18 protein-coding genes are annotated in these 19,372 nt (G+C 66.7%); 7 read left to right on the plus strand and 11 right to left on the minus strand.

Annotation, left to right across the window (positions count from 1 at the left end; genetic code table 11):
* Positions 1-86: 86 nt before the first annotated feature.
* The 3 genes from malQ to FHR04_RS09575 all read right to left on the minus strand — a co-directional run bounded on the left by malQ (position 87) and on the right by FHR04_RS09575 (position 4,398).
* On the minus strand, positions 87-1,619 hold the full coding sequence (gene malQ / locus FHR04_RS09565; RefSeq protein ID WP_039684462.1) for a 4-alpha-glucanotransferase: 1,533 nt from the start codon (positions 1,617-1,619) through the stop codon (positions 87-89).
* A gap of 252 nt (positions 1,620-1,871) precedes the next feature.
* Complete coding sequence (locus FHR04_RS09570) at positions 1,872-3,557, minus strand: bifunctional metallophosphatase/5'-nucleotidase (protein WP_039684460.1); 1,686 nt, start codon at positions 3,555-3,557, stop codon at positions 1,872-1,874.
* A gap of 250 nt (positions 3,558-3,807) precedes the next feature.
* A complete protein-coding gene (locus FHR04_RS09575) occupies positions 3,808-4,398 on the minus strand; it encodes a PsbP-related protein (protein ID WP_139402777.1) in 591 nt (196 codons plus the stop codon).
* Positions 4,399-4,559: 161 nt separating this feature from the next.
* Between FHR04_RS09575 and FHR04_RS09580 the strand changes: the two genes are divergently transcribed.
* The gene (locus tag FHR04_RS09580; RefSeq protein WP_139402779.1) at positions 4,560-5,498 is read left to right on the plus strand and encodes an SMP-30/gluconolactonase/LRE family protein; all 939 of its coding nucleotides are present in this window, start codon (positions 4,560-4,562) and stop codon (positions 5,496-5,498) included.
* Between the two features lie 215 nt (positions 5,499-5,713).
* Here the strand turns inward: FHR04_RS09580 and FHR04_RS09585 are convergent, their stop codons facing one another.
* The gene (locus FHR04_RS09585; protein WP_139402781.1) at positions 5,714-7,141 is read right to left on the minus strand and encodes an ATP-binding cassette domain-containing protein; all 1,428 of its coding nucleotides are present in this window, start codon (positions 7,139-7,141) and stop codon (positions 5,714-5,716) included.
* Positions 7,142-7,216: 75 nt separating this feature from the next.
* Between FHR04_RS09585 and FHR04_RS09590 the strand changes: the two genes are divergently transcribed.
* Both FHR04_RS09590 and FHR04_RS09595 read left to right on the plus strand, forming a co-directional pair.
* On the plus strand, positions 7,217-8,137 hold the full coding sequence (locus tag FHR04_RS09590) for an SPFH domain-containing protein (protein WP_039684454.1): 921 nt from the start codon (positions 7,217-7,219) through the stop codon (positions 8,135-8,137).
* A 2-nt stretch (positions 8,138-8,139) separates the two neighbouring features.
* Entirely contained in the window at positions 8,140-8,610 is a 471-nt protein-coding gene (locus tag FHR04_RS09595) for an NfeD family protein (protein WP_139402783.1), read from the plus strand.
* A gap of 220 nt (positions 8,611-8,830) precedes the next feature.
* On the opposite strand, the gene rpsI is transcribed toward FHR04_RS09595, so the two are convergent.
* The 3 genes from rpsI to FHR04_RS09610 form a co-directional block, all read right to left on the minus strand.
* Positions 8,831-9,232, minus strand: coding sequence for a 30S ribosomal protein S9 (gene rpsI, locus FHR04_RS09600; RefSeq protein WP_039684450.1), 402 nt, complete (start codon positions 9,230-9,232; stop codon positions 8,831-8,833).
* A gap of 2 nt (positions 9,233-9,234) precedes the next feature.
* Complete coding sequence (rplM, locus tag FHR04_RS09605; protein ID WP_039684449.1) at positions 9,235-9,693, minus strand: 50S ribosomal protein L13; 459 nt, start codon at positions 9,691-9,693, stop codon at positions 9,235-9,237.
* 194 nt (positions 9,694-9,887) lie between these two features.
* Positions 9,888-11,015, minus strand: a complete 1,128-nt coding sequence (locus FHR04_RS09610) for a deoxyguanosinetriphosphate triphosphohydrolase (protein ID WP_039687172.1) — start codon at positions 11,013-11,015, stop codon at positions 9,888-9,890.
* 117 nt (positions 11,016-11,132) lie between these two features.
* On the opposite strand from FHR04_RS09610, the gene FHR04_RS09615 reads away from it, so the two are divergent.
* The 4 genes from FHR04_RS09615 (at position 11,133) to FHR04_RS09630 (ending at position 14,718) form a co-directional block, all read left to right on the plus strand.
* Positions 11,133-11,609: a peroxiredoxin gene (locus FHR04_RS09615; protein ID WP_139402785.1), complete on the plus strand. Its 477-nt coding sequence runs from the start codon at positions 11,133-11,135 to the stop codon at positions 11,607-11,609.
* Between the two features lie 2 nt (positions 11,610-11,611).
* On the plus strand, positions 11,612-12,652 hold the full coding sequence (locus FHR04_RS09620; RefSeq protein ID WP_249039060.1) for a DNA glycosylase AlkZ-like family protein: 1,041 nt from the start codon (positions 11,612-11,614) through the stop codon (positions 12,650-12,652).
* 106 nt (positions 12,653-12,758) lie between these two features.
* Positions 12,759-14,117 carry a phosphoglucosamine mutase gene (glmM, locus tag FHR04_RS09625; protein ID WP_139402787.1) on the plus strand — a complete coding sequence of 453 codons (1,359 nt, stop codon included), beginning with the start codon at positions 12,759-12,761 and terminating at the stop codon, positions 14,115-14,117.
* Positions 14,118-14,202: 85 nt separating this feature from the next.
* Complete coding sequence (locus FHR04_RS09630) at positions 14,203-14,718, plus strand: hypothetical protein (protein ID WP_139402789.1); 516 nt, start codon at positions 14,203-14,205, stop codon at positions 14,716-14,718.
* Positions 14,719-14,925: 207 nt separating this feature from the next.
* Here FHR04_RS09630 and FHR04_RS09635 read toward each other — a convergent pair whose 3' ends face one another.
* The 4 genes from FHR04_RS09635 to FHR04_RS09650 form a co-directional block, all read right to left on the minus strand.
* Positions 14,926-16,053 carry an LLM class flavin-dependent oxidoreductase gene (locus tag FHR04_RS09635; RefSeq protein WP_139402791.1) on the minus strand — a complete coding sequence of 376 codons (1,128 nt, stop codon included), beginning with the start codon at positions 16,051-16,053 and terminating at the stop codon, positions 14,926-14,928.
* Between the two features lie 74 nt (positions 16,054-16,127).
* Positions 16,128-16,982 (minus strand): carbohydrate ABC transporter permease, encoded by an 855-nt coding sequence (locus FHR04_RS09640; protein ID WP_139402793.1) that lies wholly within the window; start codon positions 16,980-16,982, stop codon positions 16,128-16,130.
* Positions 16,979-17,917 carry a carbohydrate ABC transporter permease gene (locus FHR04_RS09645; RefSeq protein WP_139402795.1) on the minus strand — a complete coding sequence of 313 codons (939 nt, stop codon included), beginning with the start codon at positions 17,915-17,917 and terminating at the stop codon, positions 16,979-16,981. The genes FHR04_RS09640 and FHR04_RS09645 overlap by 4 nt, the downstream gene beginning before the upstream one ends.
* A gap of 191 nt (positions 17,918-18,108) precedes the next feature.
* Positions 18,109-19,350, minus strand: a complete 1,242-nt coding sequence (locus FHR04_RS09650) for an ABC transporter substrate-binding protein (RefSeq protein WP_039684435.1) — start codon at positions 19,348-19,350, stop codon at positions 18,109-18,111.
* Positions 19,351-19,372: the final 22 nt, after the last annotated feature.

Raw genomic sequence — 19,372 nt, forward strand, 5'->3', positions numbered from 1 at the left:
GCCGGGACGGGTTTTCTCGCCTGAGAAGTGTAACGCTTTGGGGTGAGAGATGCGCCCCCGCGTCGCTGGTGGGGTTTACGCTTCCCTCAGCTGGACTGGTTGAGTCGCCCCGTTTCCGCCGTCAGCGCGCGCAGGTCCGCCGCCAGATCGGGACGCAGATCGCCGGCCCGGTAGCGCCAGGTCCAGTTGTGGTCGCCGGTGGTGCCAGGCAGATTCATGCGGTCCTCGCTGCCCAGATTGAAGATGTCCTGCAGCGGCACCACCGCCAGTGCGGCGCGGCTCTCGAAGGCCAGGCGCATCATCTGCGGCACGAAGCTGGCTTCCGTGGGATCGGAGGACGTGTACACCCGGAAGTTGTGCTTTTCCTGCTCCTCGGCATTCCCCCACCAGCCGCGCGTGGTGTCGTTGTCGTGGGTGCCGGTGTAGACCACCTGATTCTCGCGCAGGTTGTGGGGCAGGAAGTCGTTGACGGCAAAGTCGCCGCCACCAAAGGCGAACTGCAACACCGCCATGCCCGGAAAGCCGAAGTCGTCGCGCAGCTTTTCCACGTCGGGGGTAATGACGCCCAGATCCTCGGCGATGATCGGCAGAACCCCCAGCGCGTCGCGCACGGCCTGGAACATCTCGTGGCCCAGCGCCGGGACCCAGCGCCCGTGCATGGCCGTCTCGGCGGGAAAGGGAATCTCCCAGTACGCCGCGAAGCCCCGGAAGTGGTCGATGCGGATCAGGTCGAACAGTTTCATGCTGCCCTTGAAACGCTCGATCCACCACGCGAAGCCGTCCGCCTGCATGGCCTTCCAGTCGTACAGCGGGTTGCCCCACAGCTGCCCGGTTTCCGAGAAGTAGTCCGGCGGCACCCCGGCCACCACGGTGGGCTGTCCCTGATCGTCAAAATAGAACTGATCGCGGCCCGCCCAGGCGTCGCTGCTGTCCATCGCCACGAAGATGGGAATGTCGCCGATCACCTCGATGCCGCGCTCGCGGGCGTAGGCGCGCACGGCGTTCCACTGCCGGAAGAACAGAAACTGAATGAATTTGGTGCGCTCGATGGACACGTTCAGGTCGCTCCGGGCCTGCTCCAGCGCCTCCGGCTGACGGTCCCGCACGGGCGGTTGCCACGCGTTCCAGGGCAGCCCACCGTGCGCGGCCTTCAGGGCCGTGAACAGCGCGTAGTCGTCCAGCCAGCTCGCCTCCTCCGTTTTGAAGGCCTCGAACTCGGGTGCCAGCTGCTCGGCGCTGCCACCCACAAACGAGATATAGGCCCGCTCCAGCATCTGGTTGCGCCAGATGTACTGCAGGCCGAAGTCCACCTTGGTGGCCGAGAAGGCCGGCGTGGCTGCGAAGTCGGTCTCGTGCAGCAGGCCCTCGCCCTGCAGCGTGGCCAGGTCGATCAGGTAGGGGTTGCCCGCGAACGCGCTGAAGGCCTGATAGGGGCTGTCGCCGTAGCCGGTTGGCCCCAGCGGCATGACCTGCCAGTACTTCTGCCCGGCGTCCGCCAGCCAGTCCACGAAATTGCGGGCATAGAGGCCCAATTCGCCGATGCCGTAGGGACCGGGCAGGCTGGTGGGGTGCAGCAGAACGCCGCTGGAACGGGCCAGGGTTGGGGTGGGCTGGGTCATACAGAAGCCTCCTAACAGGAGCAGGGAGAGGGAGTTTTGGAAGTGATTCCAACTCGGGCCTGCCGATATCGCAGAGGATAGTACACGGGCCACAGGTGCGAATCCGCCTGCAAAGGGACGGTCAAGACCGCCCTACGGAAACGCCCCCCACCTCTTTGACAGGGGGAGGGCGCGTTGTTTGCCGAGTTGCGGCGGCTGGACCCCTTGGCGTGCCGCTGCGGGAGCAACTCGGCAGGGGGCAGCCGCCCAGCGTTACTTCGTCTTGATGATGCGGTCCTGCGCGCCGCCCGCCACGCCGGGGTTGGCCTTGACGTAGGCCACGAAGGCATCGACGTCGGGCAGGTTGGGCAGTTGCAGCACGTTGGTGCCGTCCTTGAAGACCAGGAAGTTGTCGCCGCCGGTGGACAGGAAGGCGTTCATGGTCACGCGGTAGGTCTTGGCGGGGTCCAGCGTCTCGCCGTTCAGCTTGATGCTGGCGGCGTCCACCCGGCTGCCCTTGGGCGCGGTGGAGTCGTAGCTGTAGGCAAAGCCCTTGCTGACCTGCAGAATGCGGCTACTGCCCGCTTCGGGGTTGTCGAACTGCTGCTCGAGCAGGGTCTTGATCTGCGCGCCGGTCAGGTCCATAACCACCATGGTGTTGCCGAAGGGCTGCACGGTGAACAGGTCGCCGAAGGTGGCGGTGTTGTTCGCCGCGCTGGCAATCAGGTCCGCGCGGATGCCGCCGGGGTTCATGAAGGCGATCACGGCCCCCTGATCCGCGGTGGCGGCCAGCTGCGAGTCGGCGATCAGGTCGCCCAGCGCGCTTTCGCCCGCCGCGTTGTTGGTGCGGCTGATGGTGGTCGCGCCAATGGTGCCCACCGGGGTCGCCTTGACGGCGTCGGTCAGCGTCTTGGCACGGGTCAGGATGTCGGTCATGGCCGCGTCCTTGGGCAGCGTGCGGGTGTCCATCACCACGTTGGCGGCGCTGATCGCCAGCACCTTGTGGTTGGCCTTGTCCAGGGTCAGGTCCAGGCGCTGCAGCAGGTGGCCGTAGTAGTCGCCCTGAATGACCGGGATGCCCTTGACCACGCAGTTGTAGCCCTGGTGGGTGTGGCCGCTGATCACCGCGTTGATGGCCGGATCGAGCTTGTTGACGATGTCCACGATGGGACCGGTCAGGTTGCCACAGGCGGGGGCCGCGAAGCCGTCCTTGGACATGCCGCCCTGGTGGATCAGCACGATGATGGCGTCCACGTTCATCTTCTTGAGTTCGGGCACGTACTTGTTGATCGAGGACGCCTCATCCAGGAAATTCAGCGTCGTGATGCCCGCCGGATTGACGATGCTGGGGGCATCCTTGAGGTCCGCGCCGATAAAGCCGATCTTGGCGCCGCCGATTTCCTCCACGCCGTAGGGGGCGAACACGGGTTCACCGGTGGTCTTGTCCACCACGTTCGCGCCCAGCCACTTGAAGGTCGCGCCGGGATAGGGGTTCTCGAACTTGCAGGCCTTGGCCGTGTCGTTGCTGTCGCAGCCGCCGTTCTGCATGCGCAGCAGTTCCTTGGTGCCCTGATCGAACTCGTGGTTGCCCAGCGAGCTGAATTTCATCCCCAGCTTGCTCATGGCAATCGTGGTGGGTTCGTCACGCAGCAGGCTGCTGGTGATAGGCGACGCGCCGATCACGTCGCCCGCGCCCACGAACACCAGATTGGGGTTCTTGGCCCGCTCCTGATCCAGATACCCGCCGATGGTCTCGATGCCGCCCGCCAGCAGCCGGATCTGCTTGGTGGGGTCCTTGGGATCGGGCACCATCACGCCGGAAAAGTTGCTGGCCTCCAGATTGCCGTGAAAGTCATTGAGGCCCACCACCGTGACCGTCACCGGGTCTGCGGGTTTGGACATCATGCTGCACGAGGACAGGGTCAGGGCTGCGCCGATCAGGAAGAGATTTCTTTTCATGGGGGTCCATCATAAGCCGCTCTCATCCAATGAGGGGCAAAGTCGGGACAGGCCGCCCCCGCTCTGGAGGGACGCCAGGGGTAGTGTCCGTTTTGCTGGACCGTTCAGGCAGGCCAGTCGCGGCTTCGGGACTCCGCGAAGAACCCAGACAGGGACAGCCTTTTCATGGCGAGGAACCCAGATCAGGGCCTAAAGATCAGAACCTGTCCTCCATGCTGAGATCAACTGGACTGATGAGCGTTGCTGCGCTCTACTTGTTCGTCAGCGCGAAACTGTCGATGATGCCGCGCCCGCTGTCCAGCAATTCCTGGGGCGTGCCGGTGGGTGTCACCAGGGTCACGGTGTACAGGCGATTGTTCTTCAGGGTCAGCACCTGGGTCCAGCGCACCTTGCCGCCGTCGCCGTCGCCGGTGTAGCTCCACAGAATGGCGTTCTGGCCGCTGACCCGGATGGTCTTCTCGCCCAGCATTTTCAGGTTGGGCACCACGCTGGGCATTTTGCTGGCGTTCAGATCACGCACATCGGCCAGCGTGGCCTTCAGATCCGCCGGGATGTCCTGAACGACCACGGTCACGGTGGGCCGCAGCTGTCCCACGGTCTGGTTGACGAAGGCCACGTCGGCGCCCGGCACGTTCTTCAGCGGGGTCCAGCCGCCCGGCACCTTGATGCTGTAGCCCTGGGTGCTGGTCACGGTGATGGCCTCGATGGCCCGCTCGCCCGCAGGGGCGGTGGCAGGAGCCGGCGCAGCGGCAGGGGCGGTCTGGGCCAGTGCGGAAGGCAGGACGGGCAGAGCCAGCAGCGTGAGAGCCAGCAGGGGAAGGGATGGAGCAAAACGCGTCATGCGCGGAGGCTAGTGCCTGAAAGTGAGGCGAGTCTGACTAGGCGCAGGTGAAAATGGGGGCGGCGTGGCGCTGTCTGATGCGGCCCGCTGAAGCGCAAAGGTGAACGGATTTGTAGGAAAAGCGCAACCCCAGCGGACCTGGGGGACATAGAACTGAGAGCATGAAAAAATTGCTGACCGCCGCCGCCCTGACTGTGACCCTCGCCGCCTGTGGTGTGCTCGGCCTGCCGCCGGGCGGCGTGACCAGTTACACCCTTCCTGGCACTGCCGTGTTCCCAGAAGGGATCGCCCACCTGAACGGCAGCAAGACTTTCTACGTGGGCAGCACCACCGACGGCACCATCTTCCGGGGCACACTGGGCCAGAAGGACACCGAGGTCTTCTTTCCCCCCGTCGCCGAACGGCCCACCGCCGTGGGCATGAAGGTGGACGCGCAGAACCGCCTGTACGTTGCGGGTGGCGGCAGCGGCAAGGTATTCGTCTACGACACCGTGGGCAAAACGCTGCTCAAGACCCTGACCACGCCAGCCGCCAGCGCCACCTTCCTCAACGACATCACGCTGACTCCGGATGCCGCGTACATTACCGATTCGCAGCGTCCAATCCTGTTCCGCGTCAGCCGCAGTGAGACCAGTCTGGGCGAGATCGAGAACTGGCTGGACTTCACCGGCACGGCGCTGGAATACCAGTCGGGCTTCAACCTGAACGGCATCGCCTCCACGCCGGACGGCCAGTACCTGATCGTGGTGCAGAGCAACACCGGCAAGCTGTTCCGCATCACGGTGGCCGACAAGTCCGTGGCGGAGATCAGTCTCAACGGCGGCGCCACCGTCAAGAACGGCGACGGCATTCTGCTGGACGGCCAGACACTGTATGTGGTGCGCAACCAGGACGTGATTATCGTGCCCGTCACCCTGTCGGCCGACTTCAGCACGGGCATCCTGGGCACGCCCTTCAGCGACGACAGCCTGCGTTACCCCACCACCATCGCGCAGGAGGGCAAGCGCCTGCTGGTGGTCAATGCCCAGTTCGACAAGCGCGGCAAGCCGGGGGTCACGCCGGAACTGCCGTTCACCGTCTCGGATATCGCCATCAAGTAATACGGATTCCGATTGAATCGTTTGCAAAAACGATGAAATGCGAGCGGGAGGAGCAGCGTCCTCATGGGCGTCTGTCCGCGACGACGCGAGGAGGAAAGATGACGGGTTCCGCGTATGGAGGAACCCAGCGGTGCTTTCCCGATGGGTTAAGGAATGAAGCGGAAGCCGTATAAGCACGTTCAGCGCGCGGGAGGGGGCCACATCCGGCTCCCTCTTTACTCTGGCGCCAGGGCCACAGGCAGACGCGACACGCTCGCCACCCGTCCCCCGTCGAGATGCAGGTGATGCGTCAGGCCGTCCGGCGCGTCGCTCGCGCGGTGGGCGATCACCATGATGTGCGTGCCGCCGCGCACCAGCCCCGGCAGCAGCGCCGAGAAACGGTCGCGGCTCGCGGCGTCCACGAAATCCAGCCCCTCGTCCAGCATCAGCAGCGTGGGCGCGTGGGCCACGGCGCGGGCCAGCAGCAGCCGTCTGAGCTGTCCCTGCGACAGCGTTTCGGCGGGGCGGGGCAGCAAGTCCAGCAGATCGAGTTGCGCGGCGAGTTCGCGCACCCGCTCCACTTCCTGCCCGCTCAATTCCGGCACGAAGCCCTCGGTGCCGTGCCACGCGCTGCCGATGATGTCCTGGCCCGTCCAGTCGCGCCGCTGCCGGATGCCGGGTTCGGCCCCGACGAGGCCCACGGTGCGGCGGCGTTCGGTCAGCAGATCGCGCGTCAGGTAGGGGCGCTCAATGTGGCCGCCCAGCGCGGGGTGTAGCTCCCCGGCAATCAGGCGGGCCAGCGTGCTCTTGCCGCTGCCGTTCTCACCCGTGACCAGCCAGTGCTGCCCGGCCTCCCACGTCCAGCCTATCGGCCCCAGCGCCCGGTGGCCGTTGCGCCAGACCTCCACGTCCTGCAGGCGGATGAGCTCCCCTGTGCCCGGTGGAATAGGCAGGTGCAGGCTGGCCGGAAACGGGGGAGAGGCGGCGGCGGCCTCGCGCACCTGTCCGCCATCCACCCGCACGGTGCGCCACGGCAATTCCGGCGCTTCTTCCGGGCGGTGGGTGGCCAGGACGATGGCGACGCCTGCGGCGTAGACGTGCTGGAGCACGCGGGCCAACTCCGCGCGTGCGCCTGCGCTCAGGCCGTCGGTGAATTCGTCGAGCAGCAGCGCTTCGGGCCGGGGCATCAGGGCGCGGGCCAGTACCACCCGTCGCCGCTGCCCGTGGCTGAGGGTACGGAAATCTCGCTCCAGCAAATCGTCTAAACCTGTAAGTGACACGACTTCGGCCAGCCTGGTTTCCGCTTCCGGTGTCGCCTCCCACAACTTCAGCGTGTCGCCCTCGAACGCCGCCAGCAGCACGTCGCGCACACTCTGCGCCCAGTCGCGGGTGAGGTAAAACGCCTCCGCGTCCGGCCCGACGACGGACAGACTGCGCCGCGCCCGCACCGCCGAGGTCTGTCGCGCACCGTTCAAGACGTAGGTTCTCGTTCCGAGGACCGGAGCCACCTCGCCCGCCAGCAGGCGCAACAGCGTGGTCTTGCCGCCGCCATTCGGGCCGAACAGGCGCAGCGCCTCGCCCGGCTTGAGACTCAGATTCACGTCTTCCAGCAGGGTGCGTCCCCCCGCCTTCACGGTCACGTCCCTTAATTCCACCAGCGTCATTGCCGCCGAGTCTAGAGCCTGCTGGCGCGGGAACCTTCCGCGTGGCGTGCGCGTAATGCTGTCAGGAGGAACTTCATGGGCCCACTCATCGTGATCGTCGTTCTCGTTTTACTGGTGCTGATTACCCTGCTGGCCGGGGTCAAGAGCGTGCCGCAAGGCTACGAATGGACGCAGGAACGCTTCGGCAAGTACCAGCGCAGCCTCAAGCCGGGTCTGAACCTGATCATTCCTTATATCGACAAGATCGGCCGCCGGGTCAACATGATGGAACAGGTGCTGGACGTGCCCAGTCAGGAAGTCATCACCCAGGACAACGCCCTGATCACCGTGGACGGCGTGGTGTTCTATCAGGTGCTGGATTCGGCCAAGGCCAGCTATGAGGTGCGCCATCTGGAACAGGCCACGCTCAACCTGACCATGACCAACATCCGCACCGTGATGGGCGGCATGACGCTGGACGACCTGCTGAGCAACCGCGACTCCATCAATGCCCGCCTGCTGGCGGTGGTGGACGAGGCCACCGAGCCGTGGGGGGTCAAGGTCACGCGCATCGAGGTCAAGGACATCAAGCCGCCCGCCGATCTGGTGGCCTCGATGGGCCGTCAGATGAAGGCCGAGCGTGAGAAGCGCGCCAACATTCTGGACGCCGAGGGTTTCCGCCAGGCCGCCATCCTGAAGGCCGAGGGCGAGAAGCAGGCCGAGATCCTGAGCGCTGAGGGCCGCCGCCAGGCCGCCTTCCTGAACGCTGAGGCCCGCGAGCGTGAGGCCGCCGCCGAGGCCGAGGCCACCCGCATGGTCAGCGAGGCGATTGCGTCGGGCAACGCGCAGGCCATCAACTACTTTATCGCGCAGCGCTACGTGGACGCCCTCAAGGACATCGCCACCGCCCCCAACCAGAAGACCCTGATTCTGCCCATCGAGGCCACCAGCATCCTGGGCAGCCTGCAGGGCATCGCGGAGGTGGCGAAAGAAGCCTTCGGCGGGACCAAGAGGTAGGTATGGGCGACTTGCTGCCGTCTTTAGACCGCATCCTGCCCGGCCACTGGTGGGTGCTGGGCGCGGTGCTGCTGATGCTGGAGGTGGCCGCGCCAGGAGTCTTTTTCGTGTGGCTGGCGCTGGCCTCCTTCGCGCTGGGCCTCGTGGTGTTCGTGCTGCCGCTGGCGGTGCCGCTTCAACTGGCGCTGTTCGCCGTCCTGAGCGTCGCGGCCGTGTTCCTGGGCAAGCGGTATGTGGGTCAGCTGGCGCTGGGCGGCCAGGAGGGGGATCGCCTGAATACCGGGGCCAGTCGGCTGGTGGGGCGCACCGTCACCGTGACCGCCGCCATCCAGAACGGCACGGGCCGCGTGCGCGTCGGCGACAGCGAGTGGCGGGCCACCGGCCCCGACACTCCGGAAGGCGCGCAGGTGTTGATCGTGAGCGCCGAGGGCACCACGCTGGCGGTGCGTGAGATCAGTGGAACGTGGGTGTAGAGCGCCTGATACGGATTCCGTCTGTTTCGTGTAGAGATCGGAGCTGTCCCGATCTCTACACTCCACGTCCGGAGGGATGTTTTTCTCCTCCTCGCTCTGCTCGGATTTCCAGGTGTTTTCAACACCTTTCAATCGGAGTCCGTATGAGCTTTCAACCTGTGCCACAAGCAACAAAAAAGCCCCTCCAGATTCTGGAGGGGCTTTTGAGTGGAATCTCGCTTCAGCGCTTGCTGAACTGAGGCGCGCGGCGGGCCTTCTTGAGACCGTACTTCTTGCGCTCGACTTCACGCGAGTCGCGGGTCAGCAGACCGAAGGGCTTCATCTGGGCGCGGAAGTCGGGGTTGACCTTCAGCAGCGCGCGGGCAATGCCCATCTTGATGGCGTCGGCCTGACCGCTGGGGCCGCCGCCGGTCACGGTGATCAGCGCGTCGTAGCGGCCGGCGGTGCCGGTCTCACGGAAGGCTTGCAGGGCGTGCACGGCGCGCAGCAGGCCACGGAAGTAGCTCTGGAACTCCTTGCCGTTGACCATGATCTTGCCTTCGCCGGGGCGCAGGAACACGCGGGCCACGGCGGTCTTGCGGCGGCCCGTGCCGTAGAACTGTTCGGGTTGCTGAATCGCCATGATTATTTGACCTCGTTATTTTTGGTGCGGGCGGTGTTGGTGATGTCCAGCTTCTGCGGGTTCTGCGCGACGTGCGGGTGACGCTCGCCGGCGTAGACCTTCAGGCGGTTGTGCATGGAACGGCCCTGACGGCCCTTGGGCAGCATGCCGAAGACGGCGTGCTCGATCACGCGGTCGGGGTGCTTGGCCAGACCCTGACGGGCGGTTTCGGTCTTGAGGCCGCCCTGGTAGCCGCTGTAGCGGGTGTAGACCTTGCCGTCGAGCTTGCCGCCGGTCAGCGCGATCTTGGAGGCGTTGACCACGATCACGAAGTCGCCGTTCATGATGTTGGGGGTGAAGTCGGGGCGGTGCTTGCCACGGATCCGGCTCGCCACGACGGTGGCCAGTCGGCCCAGCGGGATGTCGGTGGCGTCCACCACGATCCAGTTCTGCTCGTCATTTTTAGGAACAAAGGTTTTCACGGCTGTACTCCGGTCATCTGTGGGATTTGGCGGCGACACGCCCCGGCCTCATGGGGGAAGGTTCGTGCGTGTCCGGGTGCCTGCCCGGCTATCTGCGCCCTACCAAGCGCAAGACACTAAAGGTCAGGCTATCAGATCGGGGCTGACGTGGGCAAGAGGAGGTTGAGGTGGCGTGGCCTTTCCTGGCCGCGTCCCTAAAAGTGCGGGGCGTGGTGCGCTGGGGGCGCGACGCTGGCATGCATGTCCAGGGCGTAGCGGTCGGTCATGCCGGCCAGATAGTCGCAGATCACGCGGGGCAGCGTCTCCGACTCGGTGCGCTCCCGGAACTGCGGCGGCAGCATGCTGGGCCGCCCTGCAAAGGCGTGGAACAGAGTGGTCAGCACCCGGCTGGCCTGCTCCACCTGCATCTCCACGCGCCAGTGGCGGTACAGGTTTTCTTTCAGAAAGACGCCTGTGTCACGCAGCAGGCCGCGCAGGTGGGGGCTGTAGGTGATCAGCCGCTCCGGCCGTGCCCGGACGGCGGCGGCGCTGTCCACGCCGCTCGCGGCAATCGCCGCGTCGCTGGCCGCCGTCAGGTCCCCGATCAGCCAGCCCAGCAGTTCGCGGTGCAGGGTGCGCCGCCCTCCCTCCGAGAGGACGGTGTGCGAGAGGCCCGTTCGACCGGCCAGTTCGGCCCACAGCGGCAGCTCCAGCAGCTGTGCGTGCGTCAGCAGCCCGCTGCGCAGCCCGTCGTCCAGGTCGTGGGCGGTGTAGGCCAGGGCGTCGGCGGCGTCCACCAGCTGGGCCTCCAGACTGGGCGGCCCCAGGCCGGCGCGGCGGTGTTTGTTGAGGCCGTCGAGGGTGTCCAGCGTCAGGTTCAGCCCCGGATGCTCCGGCCTGGGCTGTTCCAGCACCGAGACGATGCGCTGGGCCTGGGTGTTGTGATCGAAGCCGCCGTGCCCGGCCATCAGGGCGTCCAGCACCCGTTCCCCGGCGTGGCCGAAGGGCGGGTGGCCCAGATCGTGCGCCAGCGCCACCGTCTCGGCCAGCGTCTCGTTCAGGCCCAGGTTCAGCGCCACCGAGCGGGCCACCTGCTGCACCTCCAGCGTGTGGGTCAGTCGGGTGCGGTAGTGGTCGCCGCTGGCGTTCAGGAACACCTGCGTCTTGGCCTCCAGCCGGCGGAAGGCGGTGGTGTGCAGCACGCGGTCCCGGTCCTTCTGAAAGGCGGTGCGCGTCGGGCTCTCGGCTTCCGGGTATTCGCGCCCGCGAGAGTCGCGGCTCAGGGCGGCGTAGGGCGCGAGCGTCTGCGCCTCGCGGGCCTCCAGATCGGCGCGGCTGAGCATGGGGGCAGTGTAGGGCAAGCGTGCGCCCGCAGCCGGGTGTCTTCACGGACCCTCAACCCCACGGCGTCTGCCCGCCCCACGCCCCATGCACGGCGCGTCCCCGCCTAAAATGCCCGCATGAAGCCCGCCGTTCACCAACCGGCCCCCGAGTTCACGCGCCGCAGCGACGACGGGCGCACCGTCAGCCTGCGCGGCCTGCGTGGGCAGTGGGTGGTGCTGTATTTCTACCCGCGTGCGAGTTCGGCCGGCTGCACCACCGAGGCCCGGCACTTTGAGGCCGCGCTGCCCGAATTCAAGCGCCTGAACGCGGCGGTGATCGGCGTCAGCACCGACACCGAGGCCCATCAGGCGCACTTCCGCGACACCTGCGGCCTGACGCACCCGCTGATTCCCGATGGGGACCGGACGCTGTGCCGGGCCTACGGCGTGCTGGGCGGCCTGGGCGTGCTGACCGGCCGGGCCGCCCGAGCCACCTTTCTGATCGACCCACAGGGCGTGCTGGTCCATGCGCACCGCAGCGCCAACCCGCAAGGCCACGCCGCCGTCATGGTGCAGCAACTGGAGCGGCGGGCTGCCGCCGCGCGGCCGGGTTAGGGGTGGCCGCCCTCACCCTCGCTGACCTCCGCGCGGCGGCGTTCCGCACGCTGACGCCGCAGCCCTCGCTGCAGGCGGCGCTGGACGGCATGGGCTTCTTGCAGGCCGACCCGATCCGTGCCCCCGCCCGCGCGCAGGACCTGACGCTGCTGGCCCGTGTGCCGGGCTACCGGGCCGGTGAACTGGAACGCCGCTACGCCGAACTGGACGCCGAGGAAGACATGATTCCCAACTACGGCTTCGTGCCGCGGGCGGTGCAGGCGCTCTTGCACCCCCGCGAGGTGACGCCGGGCCGGGTGGAGCTGGAGCATCCGGGGCTGCTGGACGAGGTCCGCGCCCGGTTGAACGGGGGCGATGAACTGCATCCGCGTGAGCTGGCCGCCGCGCTGGGCCACGGGCGCACCATCAACGCCTGGGGCGGGCAGTCCAGCATTGGCACCCGCCTGCTGGGCGCGCTGCACTACCGGGGCGAGGCCCGCGTGATCCGGCGGGTGGGCGGCGTGCGCGTGTATGGCCCCGCGCCGCATCTGGCCGCCCTGCGTGATGATCCTCTTCCGGAGGCCGAACGTCTGCGCCGCGCCGTGCATCTGCTGGCTGCCCTTTACGGCCCACTGCCGGAAGCCAGCCTGCGTTATCTGGTCAGCCTGTCCGGCTTCGGCTTTCCGCATCGGCGCGGCGAATTGAAGGCGGCGTTGAAAGCGGCTCTCAGGGAAGAACTGTCGGGCGCGGCGGTGGACGGCGTGAAGTATGTCTGGACTTCGGATCACTCTCCCTCCGACTCGCCCGCCCCGCGCGGGGTGCGGATCGTGGGGCCGTTCGACCCACTGGTGTGGGACCGCCGCCGCTTCGAGCACCTGCACGGCTGGCCCTACCGTTTCGAGGCGTACACACCCGCCGCCAGACGCACGATGGGCTACTACGCCCTGCCCGTGTTTCACGCCGGACGCGCGGTGGGCTGGGCCAATCTGAGCGTCGGCGGGGGAGGGCTGGAAGCTGAGCTGGGATACGTGCCCGGCTTCCGGCAGACCGCTGCCTTCCGCTAGGGCCTGGAGGCCGAACTGGAGCGCTACCGTACCTTTCTGGCCCTGCGGTGAGGCGCGGTCATGAGTGGAGTGTGTAAATGACTCATGACGCTATGATCGGGGCGATATGAGTGACGGCGAGAGAAAGTATTTTGGCACCGACGGCGTGCGGGCGGTGGCCGGCGAGTTTCCCCTGACGGCGGCCTGGGTGATGAACCTCGGGGCAGCGGCCGGCGAGGTGCTCACCCGCCGCTCCGAATCGGGCAAGGTCAGCGTGGTGATCGGCAAGGACACCCGCCAGAGCGGCGACATGCTGGAAGCCGCGCTCGCGGCGGGGCTGACCGCGCGTGGCGTGAACGTGATTCACGTGGGCGTGCTGCCCACCCCCGGCGTCAGTTACCTCACGCGGCAGCTGGGGGCCGACGCGGGCGTGGTGATCAGCGCCTCGCACAACCCGTACCAGGACAACGGCATCAAGTTCTTCGGCGCCGACGGTCAGAAGCTCAGCGACGCCACCGAACACGAGATCGAGGCCGCCATCGACGAGGTGGAGGGTCTGCCGCCCGTGACCGGCGTGGATCTGGGCGGCGTGACCAACTCCACCGAGGCCGAGCGGGTGTACATCCAGTACCTGACCTCGCACGCGCCGGACCTGAGTGGCCTCAAGATCGCGCTGGACTGCGCCAACGGCGCGGCCTACCGGGTGGCTCCCAAGGTCTTTCAGGCGGCGGGCGCCGACGTGTTCGCGGTGTACACCACGCCCGACGGGCGCAACATCAACCGGGGCTGCGGCAGCACCCACATGGACCACCTGCAGGCCATCGTCCGCAACGGCGACTACGACCTGGGCGTGGCCTTCGACGGTGACGCGGACCGTGCCCTGTTCGTCGATTCGCGCGGCAACGTGGTCCACGGCGACCACATGCTGCTGCTGAACGCCCGCGCCCGCCCGGCGGCGGCGGTGGTGGCCACGATCATGACCAACATGGCGCTGGAGGTGAAGCTGGAGGAGGCCGGGATTCCGCTGGAGCGTACCGCCGTGGGCGACCGCTACGTGCACGAACGCCTGCATTCCAAGGGCCTGCAACTGGGCGGCGAGCAGAGCGGCCATGTGCTGTTCCTGGACGTCTCACCCACCGGGGACGGCGTGTTGACCGCGCTGCTGACCCTGGCCAGCATGAAAGCGTTGGACACCACCCTGGACGTGCTGTTCGACGAACTGACCATGTACCCCCAGACGCTGGTCAACGTGCGCGTGGCCGACAAGAAGGCCATCGCGCGCGACGAGACGGTGCAGATTGCGGTCTCGAAGGCCGAGGCGCAACTGGCCGGCCGGGGCCGCGTCAACCTGCGGCCCAGCGGCACCGAGAACCTGATCCGCGTGATGGTGGAGGGCCAGGACGCCGCCGAGATCCACGAAATCGCCCGCGTGCTGGCCGCCGTCGTCGAGGAACGCGGCCTGAGCAGCGCGGCGCCCGCACAGTAACCCCCCGGTTCCTGCCGGGTTTCATCAGTTTCCCCGCGCATGGCTCTCATTCACCCTGGGCACAATGGCTGGAGGAGGACTTCTCATGAACAACACCCAGATTACGAAGGCACTGGTGGCCGCGCTGCTGGCCGCCCCGCTGCTGGCCCAGAGCGCGGGCGCGCAGAACTCGCCGCTGAAGGTCACGTCGTCCACCCTGCTGGTCAAAGAGGTGCAGCAGGACGGCAAGACCACCGAGACACTGACCGACACCGCCAACCGGGGCGTGGCGCCGGGAGACCTGCTGCAACTGCAGCAGCGGGTGGAGAACACCAGCAAGGCGGCGGTCAAGCAGCTCAAGCTGAACATGGCGGTGCCGGCGGCCACCTCGTACGTCGGTCAGCAGTGTGATGTGGACGGCGTGACGGCGCTGTTTACCATCGACGGCAAGTCCTACGCCGCCGAGCCCCTCAAGAAGTTCGTGACCGTGACCGAGAACGGTCAGGACACCAGGAAGGAAGTCACGGTCAATCCCAGCGAGTACACGGGCGTCCGCTGGCAGCTGCCCGAGCTGAGGGGCGGCGGCGTGATCACCTGCTTTATCCGGGCCAGCGTCAAATAGGCGCGGCGGGCGCAGTGGGGGAGGCGAGCCGCCGGGACTCGGGACTCGCCTCCTGTTCTTTTGCCGGTCGATCATACGGATTTCGCTTCATTACGCAACAATCGGGAAAGCACCGCTCGTTGCTCCATACCGCGAAATCCGTCACCTCTCATGCTCGCTCCGCTCGGATTTCAGGTTTGCGCGTAAACCTTTCAATCGGAGTCCGTATCAGGCCACCGGGGCCACTTTATCCGTGTAGATCGCGCGGCTGTCCTCGGCCCCGCCCTTGAGCAGCGGCATCACCAGTTCGCCGAAGCGGCGGGCCTCTTCCAGATGCGGGTAGCCGCTGAAGATGAACGAGGAAAAGCCCATCTCCTCGTAGCGGCGAATCTTGGCGGCCACCTGCCCAGGATCACCGATCAGCGCCACGCCCACGCCGCTGCGGGCCATGCCCACCCCGGCCCACAAGCCGGGCTCCACCATCAGATCGGCGTCCAGATTCTTGACCATGTCGATCTGGCGCTGCTGGCCCACCCCGTCCACGTGGGCGTGGCTGGCGACGAAGGCGGCGCGCACCTCTGGATCGACGCGGCTGATCAGGCGCTCGGCAGCCTGTCTCGCCTCGGCCTCCGTTTCGCGCACGATGACGTGGGTACGCAGGCCGTAGCGCAATTTGCGCCCAGTCTTTCCGGCCAATGCCTGCATCTGGGCCAGACGTTCCCGGATCATGTCCTCGCGCTCGCCCCACATCAGATAGACGTCGGCCAGCTCGGCGGCGATCCCCTGGGCCACCGGGGACGCGCCGCCAAAGTAGATCGGGATGGGCTGCACGGGCGCGGGATCGAGCACCGCGTTGTCAAAGGCGTAGATGTCCGATTTAAAGGATTGGGGCGGGGGCTGAGTCCACAACTGGCGCAGGATCTGGATAAATTCGCGGGTGCGTTCGTAGCGCCGCGCGTGGTCCTCGAAGTCGCCGTACATGGCGTTCTCGGCGGGGCTGCTGCCGGTCACGATGTTGAGCCGCACGCGCCCCGGAAACAGGTTTTGCAGCGTGGCGAGCATCTTGGCGTACATGGCCGGCTGGAACATACCGGGCCGCACCGCGATGAGCAGTGCCGGATCGGTGGCCGCCGTTGTGGCCAGGGCCGCCACCGCCGCCGTGTAGTTCTCGTGTTCACTGTGATAATTGGTGGCGGTCAGCAGCGCATCGAAACCCGCCTCGCCCGCCGTGCTGATCAGGCTTTGCAGATAGGGCAGTGTGGGCCTGCGCGGCATCTTGTTCTTGGTGCCGATGAATTCGCCGTCGCGCGAGAGTTGCAGGAACCACAGGAATTCGGACTGGGAGGACTGGGTCATGGGAACTCCTTCGGAGGGCAGGTGGCGTGTGGCTCGTTCCATCTCTTGCCATCAACTATCAATCTTCACTATCTCTACGCCTTCACCCCCCCCGCCGTCAGTCCGGCCACGAAGCGGCGCTGGAAGATGGCGATCAGCGCCACCACCGGAATGGTGGCAATCACCACGGCGGCGGCGATCAGCGGCCAGGGAAAGGCGAACTCGCCCTGATACAGCGTGACGCCCACGCTGACCGTTCGCATGTCCAGCTTGGTGTTGAAACTCAGGGCCAGCAGAAATTCGTTCCACGAGTTCACGAAGATCAGCAGGGCCGCCGTGACCACGCCAGGCGCCGACAGCGGCAGCACCACGCGCCACAGGGCGCCCACGCGGGAGGTGCCATCGATCATGGCCGCCGCCTCCAGATCGCGCGGAATGGCGCTGAAAAAGGCCACCAGGGTCAGAATCGCCACCGGCAGGCTCAGGGCGGCGTAGGGCAGGATCAACGCGGGGTAGCTGTTGAGCAGATCCACGCCCCGGAACAGCCGGAACAGCGGCACCAGCAGGCTGACCACCGGGAACATCGAAAAGGCCACCACGGCGGTCAGCAGCACGCTGCGGCCCCAGACCTGCAGGCGGGCCAGCGCGTAGGCGGCCGGCACCGCCACCGCGATGCACAGCAGTGTGCTCAGCAGGCTGACGGTCAGGGAATTGAAGAAGAAGCGCGCGAAGGGCTGCTCGCTGAACACGCGGGCGTAGTTGGCCGCGTCCAGCGCGCCGGGCAGGTACTGGACCGGGAACTTCTGAAGTTCGGCCTCGGTCTTGAGGCTGGTCAGCACCATCCACACCAGGGGAAAGAAGCCGCCCACGATCAGCGCGCTCAGGCCCAGGGCGCGGCCCGCCCGATCCAGCGGGCTCAGCCGTGCGGGCGTGGCTGCCTCCGCGCTCATGTGCTGGCCCCATCCCGCACGAAGCGGATGTAGATGGCGGTCACGGCCAGGCTGACCGCGAACAGCGCCACGCTCAGGGTGGCCGCGTAGCCGAAGTCCAGAAACTCGATGCTGGTGCGGTAGATGTAGACCCCCAGCGTTTCCAGCAGCCCCTGCGCGGGCGCCTGCTGAATGAAGGTGTACGGAATATCGAACACCTGCACGGCGCTGATCGAGCGGAAAATAAAGGCGACGGCCAGGCTGGGGGCCAGCAGCGGCAGGATGATGCGGAAGAACGACTGGACGCGGGTTGCACCGTCCACCTCGGCCGCCTCGGTGAGTTCGCGCGGAATGCCCTGGAGGCCCCCCAGCACGATCAGCGCCACGAAGGAGCTGGTCTTCCAGACAATCGTGACCACCATCGCCAGCACGGCCAGCCCCGGCGTGCTGAGCCACAGCAGCGGCTCCTGAATGACGTGCAGCCGCACCAGAATGTCGTTGAACACGCCGTACTGCGCGTTGAACAGCCACGCGAAGATCAGGCCCGTCATCACCGGCGGCATGGCCCATGGCAGCAGCAGGGCCACCCGCGCCAGCCCGCGCACCCGGCTGGGCGTGTGGGCGGCCAGGGCCATCGGAATGCCCACCAGGAACGAGCCACCCACCGTCAGCACCGCGAAGAACAGCGTGTTGCGCAGCGCCGTGCCGAAACGCGGATCACCGAACATCTGCACGTAGTTCTTCAGGCCCACGAACGGTTGACCGTTGAACGGCTCAGTCAGCTTGTTGAAGAAAAAGGAGTCGCGAACGGTGGTCAACATCGGAAACAGCAGCACGCCGCACAGCAGCGCCGCAGCAGGCAGCAGCAGCCAGAATGCCAGCCGTCCCTCGCTGGCCTCGCCCCGGCTACGCCCCCGGCGCCGGGGCAGCGGGGCGGCGATGTTCTTCTGGGTCATGGGGCCTCCTTCGGAGGGGTCTAAGGGTCTAAGGGTCAGAAGGCCGGAACGTTCCCTGTGTCCTGCTGCTCTGGGAGGTGATGGATTGAATCAGGCGAACCGCTGCCCTCAGACCCTTAGACCGCGCCCCACAGCAGCCGCCCCCCAATCCACTGGAACTTCAGATGTGGGGGGCAGCGGAGCGAATGAACCTACTTCAGCAGCGGGGCCAGATCGCGCTGCATATCGCTCAGGGCGGCGTCCACGCTCTTGCTGCCCGCCACGGCGGCCGACACGTTGTTGCGGATGATCTCGCTGACCTTGGGGTAGTTGGGCGTGACCGGGCGCGGGCGGGCCTTGAGGATCACCGGATATAGCGCCTTGAAATGCGGGTTGGCGGCCAGCACGGCGGGATCGCTGTACAGGCTCTTGCGCACCGGCAGGTACGCGCCCTTGACCGCCATCTCGCGCTGGACGCTCACGCTGGACATGAATTGCAGCAGCTTGACCGCCTCTTTCTTGTGGGTGCCGTAGGCATTGACGCCCCACTCCCAGCCGCCGGTGCAGGTGGCGCTGGGGTTCTTGCCGAAGGAGGGCAGGGCGGCCACGCCCACGTTGCCCTTGACGGTGGTGGGCTGCGGGCTGTTGCCCTGGAAGTGCGCCCAGGCGTAGCTCCAGTTCAGGCCCATCGCCACGTCCCCGGCCTGAAACTGCTGCCGCGAGTCGTCGGTCTTGATCTCGGCGCTGGCGGCAGGCGACAGTTTGGTCTTGACCGAGTTCACCAGAAAGTTCAGCCCCTGCTTGCCGGCCGCGCTGTTCACGTTGCTCGCGTCGCCGCCACCAGTCCACAGGGTTTCCAGGAAGTTGCAGACGGTGCCCTCGATGGGGGCGCCCTGGAAGTTGAAGCCCTGCATCTTGCCGCCCTCGCCCTTCTGGATTTTTGCGGCGGTGGCGCTCAGTTCGTCCCAGGTCTTGGGCACCGGCAGCTTGTACTTGGCAAGCAAATCCTTGCGGTAATACAGGAACTGCGCGTCGGTAAAGGCGGGCATGGCGTACAGCTTGCCGTTGTAGGTGGCGGCGCTGACCGGGCCAGGCAGGAAGCTGCCCAGGTAGCTGCCCACGCCGCTGATGTACCCGTTGAGCGGTTCGGCCCACCCGGCGGCGGCGAAGGTGGCGGTGCGCACCACGTCGATCAGAAAGATGTCCAGGGTGTCGTCGCGCGCGGCCAGCACCGTGGTCAGGTACTGGTTCTGGGCCTCGCTGGTGGCCCCGCCGGTCTCGATCTTGACCTTGATGTCGGGGTTGGCCGCCTCGAAGCGGTCAAACAGCGGCTGGAAGATCTCCGGGCGCTGCTGGCTGCCCATGAAGACGTTCAGGGTGGTGGCGGCGCTGGCCCCTGCCGAGAGGGCGGCGGCGACCGTAAGAGCGGCGGACAGAACGAGGCGGGTACGCATAGGTGAAACCTCCTGGGGCGTC

Source organism: Deinococcus radiopugnans ATCC 19172 (genome assembly GCF_006335125.1).
Classification (GTDB): domain Bacteria; phylum Deinococcota; class Deinococci; order Deinococcales; family Deinococcaceae; genus Deinococcus; species Deinococcus radiopugnans.